The sequence below is a fragment of the Dehalogenimonas sp. NIT-SK1 genome, assembly GCF_055384165.1.
This window is the reverse complement of sequence record NZ_AP042352.1, coordinates 643,657-656,310: the sequence shown is the minus strand read 5'-3', so window position 1 is coordinate 656,310 and position 12,654 is coordinate 643,657. Positions and strand designations below refer to the sequence as shown.

Genomic DNA, 12,654 nt, shown 5'->3' with positions numbered 1-12,654 from the left:
AGGAAGCTTTGGCTAAAGTTGGCATATTGATTCACGGTTGTCGGTGTTTTCCAGCATCTGTGAAAGAAGCTGGGTAAGCTTAACCTCACCAACCAGTTTGCCTGCTTTATCTACTACCGGCAGCTCCACCAGTTCATTATGCACCATCAGGTGCAGAGCTTGCTCCAGGGTGTCGTTTTCCTTGACGGAAATTGCCTCTGATATGATATCACCGATAGTCTGTGACTGGCACAACTTCATGATTTCAAATGCCTGGGAAGTTCCGGACAGGCGAGTATTGGGACGCTTAGAGATATCAATACCCAGTTTCAGTTTCACCCAGTTAAGGATATAGTGCAGCTTTACCAGCCCCTTGAGTTTCTGGCGTTCATCAACAATGAAAAGGTTATGCACATCCGGCTGTTTCACAAACTGTTTTATGGCCGTTTCCAGGGACTCATCTTCCCTCACCGCGAGGGTGCGGGAACAGGGCACGCATATTGAACTTACCAGTATCTTATCCATATTTTTCTCCTGCCGGGTCTGGCTGGTTCGCGCCCGTAATTAAGAATATACGGGTCCGCCTGGTCAATATTGTAGCATAACTTGATTGAGCCGTTAACGCTCCTTAAAGCCGGAAACAATATATGTTAAAATCATCCAGTATTAAGTTAACCAATAGGTCAGTCTTCATCTGAGGGTGATGGAACAAAAAATCAGCAACAACCTGTCCCGGAAGTAAGCGCGGCCGCTGTGTATCACCCGGATTTGTTTGTCTCCGCCGTCAACTGCTATATAATAAGGTAAATTCAAGGAGGATTTATGACTTACAACGCCACTGACTTCGGTAAATTACTGGGTATGCCCGGGTTTTCCGATACTCTGCTGAATAACCATTTCAACCTATACCAGGGTTATGTTAAAAACACCAATAAACTCATTGAACTGCTTGCCGAACTGACCAAAAACGGCCAGAGCGCCACACCGGAGTATGCGGAATTGCAGCGTCGATTTGCTTTCGAATGGAACGGACTGAGGCTTCACGAGTATTATTTCAGCAACCTCGGCGGCACCGGCAGTCCGGACGACGATGGAGCGCTGGTTCAAAAAATGGTTGAATCCTGGGGCAGTTATACTGCCTGGGAGGCTGACTTCAAGGCAGTCGGAGCTTTGCGGGGCGTCGGTTGGGCAGTACTTTACCAGGATACCCAGACCGGTCGCCTGTTCAACACCTGGATTAACCTGCATGAAACCGGCCACCTCGCCGGATGCCAGCCGATCCTGGTCATGGATGTATGGGAACACTCTTTCATGATTGATTACGGCCTGAAGCGGGCGGACTATATAAACGCCTTTTTCAATAATATTGACTGGCAAACCTGTGAAAACCGATTTAAACTGACCTAAAGCCAAACATAAATCCGGAAAGGAGATAAGCCAATGACTATAGGTTTCAGTCCGTCCGAGCTTTACAATGTCGCTATCGAAGTGGAGCGTCGCGGAGCCGCCTTTTACGATACTCTTGCGCGCACCTGCGGCAGTGAAGAGATGAAACAAGTCTTTCTATCCCTGGCCGCCATGGAACATCAGCATATCGAAACTTTCCAGAAACTTCTCAGTGAAGCGCCGAAATCGGTCAGTGAAGGCACCGATGCTGAGGAATACGCAGACTATTTCCGGGCGTTGATAGATTCCGCCATATTTAATGATGACCTGGCTACTTCGGAACTGGTAACCCAGGCCGATACCGACAAGGAAGCCATTGAGGTCGGCATTGAAGCGGAAAAGGACTCTATTCTTTTTTACGAGCAAATGCGGGATATCGTCGCTGGAGACGCAGCCGCTGACATCGCCGGAGTCATCAGGGAAGAAAAGGCCCACCTGCGCCAGCTGGCGGAAATCAAGGCCCAGTTGTAACCTGACCTGAAATTAGCTGAATACTAAAATAGACCGGGAGGCGAGTTATCCTCGTTTTCCGGTCTATTTTTTGCTTATTTCGCTAAAACTCCGCAGCAGTTTGAAGTCCATCAAACCACTCATAGCCCGGTTTCGGGTGCTTATACCGGCCTCCGCTGCGGCGGCTACCGGGTTCAACCCGCCGCAGAGCACCACCCCTACTTTATTCAGACCAACCGGCACCTCGCAAACCGGTTTGCCGCTTTCACCAGCGGCAACCAATCCCCGGATCCCTGCTTTTTCCAGTCGGGCCATCAGCTCCTTTACCAGGGGCAGGCTCATAGCCGGAACTTCGCGAAAGTTGGCCAGTATTTTCCCGGCGCCCCGCCGAGCAGTCTCAGTCACTCCGGTCATGCGGCTGGATATAAATATCTCCGAAGGATCAAGTGAGGAACCCGAATAATAGATAATGTCATTAAAACGCCATGGCCGGTTCTGCCGGTATTGCATGGTCCCGCCGAACCTGGAATCCATGGGAACCCCGGCTTTAAGCAGAGTGCTGTTAATGGTGATGCTGCAGACAGTAGCCAAACCCATATAGCCTTCCGGTACCGGCAAAACGCCGAGGTTACCGCCGTGTCCGGCGATGGCTACTTTATCCGACACGCAGATACCAGCGTTGAAAACCGGGGCCATTATCTTGAGTGCTTCGGTAAACTTATCCTCGGGAAAAAAGGAAATGTTCACCGGTATCAAACCTTCCTGTCGGTTAACATCGAAAGTACTTTGATAAGCCAGCAATTCTATTTTATCGGAAACAAAACCAACCTTTTCGGTCACCATGGCATTGGCCAGCTCTTCCAATCCTGCCTGGGTAACTTCCCGACCGCTGCGTCGTGAAACTTTGTCCGTCAATCCCTGGTCATCCAGCAGTCCCAGGTGGTAGCGTACCGCCCGCTCAGACAGCACGATGCCGTATTCCTCCCGCAGCCGCCTGGCAATTACCTGGCTGCCCATGGCTCCGGTAGCGTTGCCCAGTATCCGCAGTATAGCTAGCTTTTCCCTTTCAACTTCCCGGCTGTCTATTTTAGCCAATCGTTTCTCCTTAATACGGCAATATAATAATTTTATTTGCCATTATAATAAAGTAGCTGCCGGTGGTCAATACATCTGACAGCGGAAGCGAGCAAATAATTTCTGTTATAATATGCCGTATGACCCGCTTTCATATAGAAACTTTCGGCTGCAAACTGAACCAGGCAGAATCTGAATCTTTACAGCGGAACCTGATATCCGCCGGTTACCGGCCGGCTGCCGCGATGGAATCGGCGGATGTGTTGATTATCAATACCTGCACCGTTACCCACATTGCCGACCGCAAGGCGCGCCAGGCTGCGCGCGCCGCCACCAGGGTAAATCCCGGCATAAAAATAATAATTACCGGCTGCTATGCTGAAAGACAAGCCGACTCGCTTTTTGACCTGCCCGGTGTCATCGCGGTTGCCGGTAACGCCGACAAGGAAAGCCTGGCAGCCCGGCTTGATCACTGGGGCATAAAGCCCGGACAATCCTTTGAAGATGACTGGGCAGTTTCACGCACCCGGTCATTTATCAAAATACAGGACGGCTGCGATGCCCGTTGTGCCTACTGCGTCGTACCGTTGGTCAGACCGGTGAAAAAATGTGTTTCACCCGAGTCTATTATCACGGAAATAAACAAACGTCAGCTGGAAGGCTTTCGCGAAGTGGTGCTGACCGGCACCGAGATCGGCGCTTACAACGCTGATGGAATTGATTTCACCGGTCTGCTGAGGCTGGTTCTGGAACGGACTTCCATAGAGCGCATCCGCGTCTCTTCACTGCAGCCCAGTGAAATAACGCCCCAATTGCTGCGGCTATGGCACAATCGCCGGTTGTGCCGTCATTTTCACCTTTCCCTGCAGAGCGGCGCTGACGCGGTACTGCGCCGTATGCGCCGCCGCTATGATTCCGCCGGATACCGCCAGGCCATGGATCTTGTCCATACCGAGGTTCCGGGTGCCGCTGTCAGCACCGACATCATCTGCGGCTTCCCGGGCGAAACAGACGGGGAATTCCAGGAAAGTTATGACTTCATAAAAGAGCAGAACTTCGCCCGCCTCCATGTTTTTCCCTTTTCCGCCCGCCCCGGCACCGAAGCCGCTGCCTTGCCGGACCAAATTGACAGCCGGGTAATCCAGTCAAGAGTCCGTCAATTACTGAAACTGGCCAGAGACCATCAAGCATCCTTCAGAAAGCGGTTTATCGGGCAAGAGTTGGATGTCCTTTTTGAGGAGCGCCGTCACGGCCGCTGGGTTGGCTACACCGATAACTACATCCGGGTAACATCTTCCGGAAATCACCGGGTTAACCATATAGCCGCTATAACCCTGTAACCTCAGTTTAATTTTATTATGTCTTTTGATTTAAGCCGAAAAAGGCTTATCAACACGGTTAAATAGGTCTATAATATAAGAAATAGAATTTTTCTGGAGGAAACAAATGGCTGAACAACCAATTACCAGCAGAATTATGTCCAAACCGCTGCCGCAGATACTTGATGAGATTGACGACAGCATCCGGCTGGCGGACGCCGCCGCCAAAACCGCCCGTGATGCCGCGTTGGAAGCGCAAAAAGCGGGCGAAAAGGCCGCCGGCGAAGCCGCCAGGGTGGCCGCGGAACATATTGCCAAGGTTGAGGCTGTCGCTGATGAAGCACTGGCTATGGTCAAGCAGATACGAGCCGCCCTGCTGGAAACATCAAGCTTGATGCAGGAAAGACTGGAACCACCGGCCAAAACAAAAAAATAAAGTCCTTCAGAACTGATATATAGTAAGGGCGGCTCTTTTTAGAGCCGCCCTTATGTTTTACAGTTATGTTGATTCTATCTGTCAGTACCGACTTTACGGAAACAATCACTGCAATAGACCGGTTTGTCGCCGCGCGGCTGGAAGGGAACCTGGGTGTCCTGACCGCAGGCGGCACAAACTGCCGGATACATCTGGGTCGGACGGCCGCCGCCGAATCCACCGCCGCGTTCAGCCTTGCGGGCTGCCCGACAGGGGGCACAGCGTTTGGGTTCATTGGTGTAACCCTTTGACTGGAAAAATTCCTGGTCAGCGGCGCTGAAGGTGAAGGTTGTTCCACAGTCCGTGCACTGGATCTGCTTGTCTTCAAATGCCATGTGAATGACCTCCTCTCTTAATACTCGTTGTGAGAGTTGCGGTCATCCATACTTGGGCTTTGGGCGCGGTACTAATGACGCGAACCGAACAACTGGTTTTAGCATATATTATCTAATTGGTATTTGTCAATAGAAACCATGACTGAAGTTTTCTGGCGTCGCGGCAGGTATTTCCGTTAAAATCACCTTACATTTACTTGCGAGGTATAGCTATGACCGTTCCGCCACTGATCCGCCGCGCCACCGCCGATGACATCCCGGTAATTGTCAGCCATAACCTATCTCTGGCGGCGGAAACTGAAAACCGGCACCTGGATGAGGCCACCGTAAGTGCCGGCGTCAGGCACTTCATGGAACATCCTGAATTCGGCTTTTACATCATCGCCCAGGTTGACGGTCAACCGGCGGCCCAGACCATGATAACCTATGAGTGGAGTGACTGGCGCGCCGGCGTTATCTGGTGGATACAAAGCGTCTACGTGGCCCCGGAATATCGCCGCCGCGGCCTCTATCGGCGGCTTTATGAGTACGTCAGACAAGCCGCCCGTGAAGACGGCAGCGTTCCAGAGCTACGGTTATACGTGGACCAGCACAATAAAACAGCCCAGAGAACCTATCAAGCCTTGGGAATGCGGCGGAGCCATTACCTGCTCTACGAGGCGGATGTTTAATAGAGGACAATACCTAATGAATATGCAGCACCTTGGATAAAAACTCCCGCGATCTTTCCTGCTGCGGGTTGTTAAAGAAGTCATGCGGCGTAGCAGCCTCTACAATCTGACCTTCATCCATAAATATCATGCGATGAGCCACACCCCGGGCAAAACCCATTTCGTGAGAAACCACCACCATGGTCATGCCTTCTTTGGCCAGATCGGTCATCACATCCAGTACTTCCTTTATCATCTCCGGGTCCAGCGCGGAGGTCGGCTCGTCAAAAAGCATCACCTTGGGATTCATGGCCAGCGCCCGGGCAATGGCTACTCGCTGCTGCTGTCCACCGCTGAGTTGTGAAGGATAAGCCTGTTCTTTTTCCGGAATGCCTACCTTTTTGAGCAGTTGCCGCGCCGTCTGCTCGGACTCTGCCTTGCCTCTTTTGCGCACTGTTTGCTGGGCCAGCGTCAGGTTATCCAGCACCGAAAGATGGGAAAAAAGATTGAAAGACTGAAACACCATGCCCACTTCCTGCCGGACAGCGTTGATGTTCGCGTTGGTATCCAGCGGCAGGCCGTCCACAATAATTTGGCCCGAATTGTACTCTTCCAGGCGGTTGATGCAGCGCAGCAAAGTAGATTTACCGGAACCGGAAGGACCGATAATAACCATAACCTCACCCGGATTGACGTCCAGGCTGACTCCCCGCAGCGCCTGCACCCGGCCGAAGTTTTTATGAATATCCTTTATCTGAATGATCGGTTCAGGCATGACTATCTCTCATACTTGGTTTTCTTCTCTATGTAAGAAACCAGCCTCGTAGCCAGCAGCGTCATTACCAGGTACAGCAGCGCCACCATCGTCCAGGTCTCAATGGGGTTGAAGTGGGCGGACATGAATTCCCGGCCTCGGCGCGTCAGGTCAGCCACCGCTACCACGCTGACCAGAGATGAATCCTTAAGCAGCATGATAAGTTCATTACCTATCGGCGGCAGAATAACCCGGAAAGCCTGCGGCAGCACTATAAAGCGCATCGCCTGGAAATGACTCATGCCCAGGCTGCGGGCCGCCTCCATCTGTCCCTTGGGAACACTTTGAATACCGGCCCGGACAATTTCACTCATGTAGGCGCCGTAGCATACGGTAATGGCGATAATGGCGGTCACAATCGGGTCGGCCCGGTATTCCGCCATCGGCGCGAAATTGATCCACTCACCGATGCGTTTAATAGCTACCGGAGAAGCGAAATACCAGCCGATAAGCTGCACCAGCAGCGGTATTCCCCGTATTATCTCCACGTAAAGCGTGGAGATGAAATATACAATTTTATTCTTCGACAGGCGACCCAGGCCGCCGAACAGCCCAACAATGAGCATCAGGATAAAAGATGTAATGGTCACCAGCATGGTAACGGCGATGCCGTCACGGGCAAAAACCACCAGGTCGCGGAAGGGGTCCGGCTGGACCACCACCAGCAGTATCACCAGGCCAACTACCGCGGCTACCAGCCACCACCAGGTGTCGTGGCGTACGTTCACCTCACCGCCGGTAACGTAACTCAGCTCTTCTTCGGGTTTTGCCGCTTTTTCCTGGTTTTTCATTTTTTGCTAAAACCAATGAGGGGGGCTGAAAAAGCCCCCCTCATAATTACTTTCTTAGTCTACCAACCATTCAAGAACCAGATCTTCAATAACGCCGTCGGCTTTCACCTCGGCCAGAGCCTGGTTGATCTTGGCTACCAGGGCATCGTTGCCCTTGGGGAAAGCGATGCCGTATTCCTCGGTTGTAAGCACTTCACCCACTGTCTTCAAGTCATCGGAATATGTAGAAACGTAACCTTCGGCCACCGGAGTATCGCAGACCACCGCGTCAAGCTGACCGTTCAGCAGAGCGGCGAATGCCAGGCCGATTTCGTCATAGCGCACCACTTCGTCAACCGTATCCAGCGCGGTGACTTCATCATCACCGGTAGTTCCGGACTGTACCCCAACAGATCCACTGAGATTATCAGGGCCGGTTATGGTGGTGTTGTCAGCGGGAACCACTATTATCTGGCCGGCAACAAAATAGGGGTCAGAAAAATCCATGGACTCAAGGCGGTCCGGCTTGATAGTAATAGAAGAAATGGCCGCGTCATAGGTACCCTGGGCCACACCAGCCAGCAGCGGGTCCCATTCCACATTGACGAATTCGATTTCAATGCCAGCCTTCTCGGCAATGGCGTTCATCAGGTCGATATCAAAACCGACAATCTGGTTGGAATCGGTATCAATGTATTCAAATGGCGGCCAGGTCGCATCAGTGGCTACCGTAATACTGGTAACCGGGTCGGTGGTATTGGTCGGATCCGGGTCATCCGTGTCATTGCTGCATCCGGGCAGCACCATCGCTGCGGTCAGGGTCAGGGCGAGCAGCAAAACAGAAAGCTTTTTCTTCACGTAGTTCCTCCTTAATAAAAGTAAATTTAATTCGCCAAGTTTACAATATGGCGCGTACTTGTGTCTATTTTATCGGCCAATGGATGACCGGCGGTTTTCACAACTGTTCCGGCCGCTCACCGGGCCGCCCCCGGAATTGGGTTTCATACAGCCGGGCATACATACCGCCGGCCTGCAGCAGTTCTCCATGAGTGCCGCGCTCTATTATCTCACCGCGGTCCATCACCAGTATCAGGTCCGCCGCCAATATTGTGGACAGCCGATGGGCGATGACAATGCTGGTGCGTCCGGTCATCACCCGGCGCAGCGCGTCCTGGATGAGGGCTTCTGATTCGGAGTCCAGGGAACTGGTAGCCTCGTCCAGCACTAAAATCCGCGGGTCCTTGAGAATAACCCGAGCCAGCGCCAGTCGCTGCTTTTCGCCGCCGGACAAGCGATAACCCCTTTCGCCTACTACCGTGTCATAGCCGGCCGGCAGCCCCATGATGAAGTCATGGATATTGGCCGCCCGGGTCGCGTGCTCAATCTGTTCCCGCGTCGCTTCCGGTCGGGCGTAAAGCATGTTTACCCAGATGGTGTCGTGGAAAAGGTAGGTTTCCTGGGTCACCATACCTATCTGGTTGGTCAGTGAAGTCAGGGTAACATCTCTCAGGTCTATTCCGTCAATCAACAGCCGTCCGGAAGTCGGGTCATATAACCGGGGAATCAGGTAAGTCATGGTAGTCTTGCCGGCCCCGCTGGGACCGACCAGCGCTACCAGCTGCCCGGGTCGAGCGCGGAAAGACACATTTTTCAGGGCCATTTCGCGAGCCTGGTTCTTTGGTCCGCCGCCGATCTCATTCCAACCGTTGGTAGTCTCACCGCCGGATAGAACAGCCGTAACGTTCTGTTCCTTGTCGAAGCGTTTAACATCCTTCAGCAGCATTCGCTCGTTCACCGCATAACGAAAACTGACATTTTCAAATTCAAGCTCGCCGCGAACGTCCCGCAGCACGGTGGCGTCGGGCTTCTCGGTGATTTCGTGCGGCAGATCCAGCACCTCAAACACGCGGTCAAAGCTGACCATGGAAGTGGCGAAATCCACCGGCGCGTTGGTCAGCGTCTGCAGCGCTGTATACAGGCTGCTCAGGTAAGCCGCCAGGGCTACAATGGTACCTATGGTCAGCGCGTCCTGTATGACCATGTAACCCCCGACGCCGTACACCAGCGCTACCCCCAGCGCGCTCAGCAAGCCGATGCTGACAAAAAACACCATGCCGGTTACCGCCCGGCGCACCCCGGCGTCACGCACCAGGCGTGACCTCTCCTCAAAGCGGCGATCTTCAACGGAAGTACGGCCGAACAGTTTGACCAGCAAAGCCCCGGAAATATTCAGCAGCTCATGCATCACCGCATTCATCCTGGCATTCAGCTCCATCTGCTCCCGGGCAATAGTCTGCAGCCGCCGCCCCAGTTTGCGTCCGGCCACTAAGAAAAAGGGCATCACCGCCACGCTGACCAGCGTCAGCCGCCATTCCAGCAGCATCATCACTGAGAGCAGCACCACCGCCTGCACCAGGCTGGTAAAAATACTTACAAAGGTATCGCTGATGGCTTTCTGGGCACCCACCACGTCATTGTTGAGGCGGCTCATCAGCTCGCCTACCTTAGTATTGGTAAAAAAGTTGAGCGCCATTCTTTGAAGATGAGAAAACAGCGCTACACGCAGATCATATACCACACCCTCGCCCACCATGGCGTTCAGGCGCCGCTGCATTACGTTCAGCCCGCTGGTAGCTATGGGAACCGCCACCAGGGCGGCAATCAGCCAGCTGAGCTGCTCCAGGTTTTTGTCCGGCAGCGTTACGTCTATCAATTGCCGCAGTATCAGCGGCGTCAGCAAAGAAAGTCCGGTAGTAGCCAGGGTAACTGCCACCATGGCTATTATCAGCCGGCGGTAAGGCCGCGCGTAAGCCAGGATGCGTCTTATCAGGCCGCGGGTAACCCTCGCTTTGCCTTCAATATTGGCGTTGAAATACGGAAAACCGTGCCCCATCATGGCGGTGTGCTCCCGGAACCGGCACAGCGTCTATACCGGATAACTAATAATTACTGGGTTTTAATGTTATATGCTATCACAAAATGCCCGGTGCTGCTGAATTATAGGGCAGTTGTATATCCATAAAAAAAGTATTAGTCTTTTCGGGTGGTATTAAGTTGACACCGGGCACTTCAGGTGCTAAAGTTTCCATCGTCGTGCTTGAACACGCGGCGCTCTTCGAGTCCGGGTGGCCTTAAGCCCTGTTTTATGGCATCCGGAACGGTGAACCGCAAGGTTCCGAGGGTTCGGGCGGAAACACCCGCGCCTCCCTGATTGGAAAGGAGAGAGGATACTGAAATATGCCAGCTGATATTTCTTCTTGTTACTGGCTCAGAAAATTCACTCATCCCCGTTTCATATTAACCGTTAACCAGGCATCACCGGATTATCAACTGGACAACACGCAGCTATGATTACCCGGAATAATATTTCAATTGTTGAGAATGGCCCTGTCCCCGCCGATCATACCGGCAGCAGACAGCGGCCTTTTGTTTTTAATATCAGGGTATCGGACAGAAACACCACATCCGTGAAAGGAGTAACAATATGCCCGTAGGTATGCTCATCGATACTACCCGCTGTATCCTGTGCAAGCTGTGCGAAACCGAATGTCATAAGTTCTACGGACTTAAGGACCTTCGTTTGGAAGGCACGGATACCGCCCCGGAACTGGACGCTTATCATTATGTCGTCCTGCAGGCCAAAGAGGTTCAGCGTGACAACCGCACCCAGGTGATCGGTCTAAGCAAACGGTGCCTGCACTGTTTCAACCCCGCCTGTGTTTCCGTCTGTCCTGTTGGCGCGCTTAACAAGGAAGCCAACGGCGCCGTCGTCTGGGACGAGCACAAGTGCATCGGCTGCCGCTACTGCCAGAACGCCTGCCCCTTCGATATTCCCAAGTTTGAATGGGACGTACCCTGGCCAAAGATTTCCAAGTGCATCTTCTGTAATGACCGGAAGCTTGAAGCCGGAGACGTACCGGTCTGCTTTGATGTCTGCCCCACCAAGGCCATCCGCTTCGGCGAACGGGCTGACATGATCGCCCTGGCTCACGAACGCATCCAGAATGACCCCGGCAAATATTTTGACTACATCTATGGTGAACATGAGGTCGGCGGTACCGCTGTAATGTACATCAGTTCCGTTGATCCCCATGAACTCGGCTTCCCGGAAGTGGAAAAGGAAATGTACCCGGAATATACCTACGAATTCCTGAGCAAGATTCCTTTTGAGATAGGAGCCATAGCTCTTTTCCTGGCCGGTACTTATCTATTCCGCACCCGCCGCAGCGCCGGGGTGAAAGCGGCGGAAACTGCCACCAAGGAGGACAAGAGTTAATATGACTACCAGACTGACCCGACGCCGTTTCTTGGAATTATGCGCCGGTTCATCGGCCGCCCTTGGTCTGTCGATGATGAAGAATCCGGAATTTGAACGACTTTTCGCCCAGGCTTTGAATGAAGTTCCGGTTATCTGGTTCCAGGGCTCCGGCTGCAACGGCTGCTCGGTTTCCGTGCTTAATTCATTCCCGGTAAGCATCCAGGACATACTTCTCTCGGAAGTCGTCAGCGGCAATCATATCAGCCTGCGCTTCCACAATACCGTCATGGCCGCCCAGGGAGACCTGGCCATGAGCGCTCTTTATGATACTGAAACCGGTCCCTTCGCCCTGGTGGTGGAAGGCGGCGTCCCGCTGAAGGCCGACGGTTTTTACTGCGAGGTTGGTGAAAAGGACGGCCACGGCATACCCATGACTGAAACCATTGAACGGCTGGGCAAAAAGGCCATCGCCACTATCGCCCTGGGGACCTGCGCCGCTTCCGGCGGTATTTCCGCTTCTCCTCCAAATCCCGGGGAAGTAGTCGGCATCCGTGAATTTTACCAACAGAAGGGCATCACCACCCCGGTCATCAACGTGCCCGGCTGCCCGCCCCATCCGGACTGGTTTGTCGGCACCCTGGCCCAGGTTATCATGGACAGCCCGGAATCGGTTAAGGTTGATGAAGACCTCAGACCCACCGCCTATTACAGCAAGACCATCCATGACCAGTGTCCCCGCCGCGGCCAGTTTGAAGCCGGTCACTTCGCCGAGAAATTCGGTGACCCGGACTGTCTCTACCTGCTGGGCTGCAAGGGGCCCATCACCCACGCGGACTGCAATGACCGGCTGTGGAACTCCAAAACCCGCTGGTGCATTGAAGCCGGCGCCCCGTGTATCGGCTGTGCCGAACTGGCCTTCCCGGCCGGACTTGGTCCCATCCACGAACCCATGGACCTGACGGAAAAACACCCCCTGGATAAAGTAGCCTTCGGCCTGGCCGGCGCCACCGCGGCCACCCTCGGCGCCATCGCCCTGACCAAGAACAAGTCCGGGTATTCAGCCCACTAGTATTTACGTAATAAC

At 53.3% G+C, this 12,654-nt stretch carries 14 protein-coding genes and 1 riboswitch; of the genes, 7 read left to right on the top strand and 7 right to left on the bottom strand.

What is annotated here, in order from left to right; translation table 11 throughout:
* Window positions 1–12: 12 nt before the first annotated feature.
* Window positions 13–504, bottom strand: coding sequence for a CBS domain-containing protein (locus ACZ48S_RS03465; protein ID WP_464214109.1), 492 nt, complete (start codon window positions 502–504; stop codon window positions 13–15).
* Window positions 505–801: 297 nt separating this feature from the next.
* Here ACZ48S_RS03465 and ACZ48S_RS03460 point away from each other — a divergent pair, with 297 nt between their 5' ends.
* Window positions 802–1,386: a superoxide dismutase gene (locus ACZ48S_RS03460; RefSeq protein WP_464214107.1), complete on the top strand. Its 585-nt coding sequence runs from the start codon at window positions 802–804 to the stop codon at window positions 1,384–1,386.
* A gap of 33 nt (window positions 1,387–1,419) precedes the next feature.
* A complete protein-coding gene (locus ACZ48S_RS03455) occupies window positions 1,420–1,896 on the top strand; it encodes a ferritin-like domain-containing protein (protein ID WP_464214105.1) in 477 nt (158 codons plus the stop codon).
* A gap of 63 nt (window positions 1,897–1,959) precedes the next feature.
* On the opposite strand, the gene ACZ48S_RS03450 is transcribed toward ACZ48S_RS03455, so the two are convergent.
* The gene (locus ACZ48S_RS03450) at window positions 1,960–2,970 is read right to left on the bottom strand and encodes a DUF128 domain-containing protein (RefSeq protein WP_464214103.1); all 1,011 of its coding nucleotides are present in this window, start codon (window positions 2,968–2,970) and stop codon (window positions 1,960–1,962) included.
* Between the two features lie 119 nt (window positions 2,971–3,089).
* On the opposite strand from ACZ48S_RS03450, the gene mtaB reads away from it, so the two are divergent.
* Window positions 3,090–4,289, top strand: a complete 1,200-nt coding sequence (gene mtaB / locus ACZ48S_RS03445) for a tRNA (N(6)-L-threonylcarbamoyladenosine(37)-C(2))-methylthiotransferase MtaB (protein WP_464214100.1) — start codon at window positions 3,090–3,092, stop codon at window positions 4,287–4,289.
* 106 nt (window positions 4,290–4,395) lie between these two features.
* Window positions 4,396–4,704 carry a hypothetical protein gene (locus ACZ48S_RS03440; protein ID WP_464214098.1) on the top strand — a complete coding sequence of 103 codons (309 nt, stop codon included), beginning with the start codon at window positions 4,396–4,398 and terminating at the stop codon, window positions 4,702–4,704.
* A 74-nt stretch (window positions 4,705–4,778) separates the two neighbouring features.
* Here the strand turns inward: ACZ48S_RS03440 and ACZ48S_RS03435 are convergent, their stop codons facing one another.
* Window positions 4,779–5,078 (bottom strand): CxxC-x17-CxxC domain-containing protein, encoded by a 300-nt coding sequence (locus ACZ48S_RS03435; protein ID WP_464214096.1) that lies wholly within the window; start codon window positions 5,076–5,078, stop codon window positions 4,779–4,781.
* 212 nt (window positions 5,079–5,290) lie between these two features.
* Between ACZ48S_RS03435 and ACZ48S_RS03430 the strand changes: the two genes are divergently transcribed.
* Window positions 5,291–5,749, top strand: a complete 459-nt coding sequence (locus ACZ48S_RS03430) for a GNAT family N-acetyltransferase (protein WP_464214094.1) — start codon at window positions 5,291–5,293, stop codon at window positions 5,747–5,749.
* 13 nt (window positions 5,750–5,762) lie between these two features.
* On the opposite strand, the gene ACZ48S_RS03425 is transcribed toward ACZ48S_RS03430, so the two are convergent.
* The 4 genes from ACZ48S_RS03425 to ACZ48S_RS03410 form a co-directional block, all read right to left on the bottom strand.
* Window positions 5,763–6,503 (bottom strand): amino acid ABC transporter ATP-binding protein, encoded by a 741-nt coding sequence (locus tag ACZ48S_RS03425; RefSeq protein WP_464214092.1) that lies wholly within the window; start codon window positions 6,501–6,503, stop codon window positions 5,763–5,765.
* A gap of 2 nt (window positions 6,504–6,505) precedes the next feature.
* Entirely contained in the window at window positions 6,506–7,333 is an 828-nt protein-coding gene (locus ACZ48S_RS03420) for an amino acid ABC transporter permease (RefSeq protein ID WP_464214090.1), read from the bottom strand.
* A 54-nt stretch (window positions 7,334–7,387) separates the two neighbouring features.
* Complete coding sequence (locus ACZ48S_RS03415; protein ID WP_464214088.1) at window positions 7,388–8,170, bottom strand: basic amino acid ABC transporter substrate-binding protein; 783 nt, start codon at window positions 8,168–8,170, stop codon at window positions 7,388–7,390.
* A gap of 97 nt (window positions 8,171–8,267) precedes the next feature.
* Entirely contained in the window at window positions 8,268–10,208 is a 1,941-nt protein-coding gene (locus tag ACZ48S_RS03410) for an ABC transporter ATP-binding protein (protein WP_464214086.1), read from the bottom strand.
* A gap of 205 nt (window positions 10,209–10,413) precedes the next feature.
* Window positions 10,414–10,550: riboswitch (molybdenum cofactor riboswitch) on the top strand.
* Window positions 10,551–10,796: 246 nt separating this feature from the next.
* On the opposite strand from ACZ48S_RS03410, the gene ACZ48S_RS03405 reads away from it, so the two are divergent.
* Together ACZ48S_RS03405 and ACZ48S_RS03400 are read left to right on the top strand one after the other, a co-directional pair.
* Window positions 10,797–11,588 (top strand): 4Fe-4S dicluster domain-containing protein, encoded by a 792-nt coding sequence (locus ACZ48S_RS03405; RefSeq protein ID WP_464214084.1) that lies wholly within the window; start codon window positions 10,797–10,799, stop codon window positions 11,586–11,588.
* A gap of 1 nt (window position 11,589) precedes the next feature.
* Window positions 11,590–12,639 carry a hydrogenase small subunit gene (locus ACZ48S_RS03400; protein WP_464214082.1) on the top strand — a complete coding sequence of 350 codons (1,050 nt, stop codon included), beginning with the start codon at window positions 11,590–11,592 and terminating at the stop codon, window positions 12,637–12,639.
* Window positions 12,640–12,654: the final 15 nt, after the last annotated feature.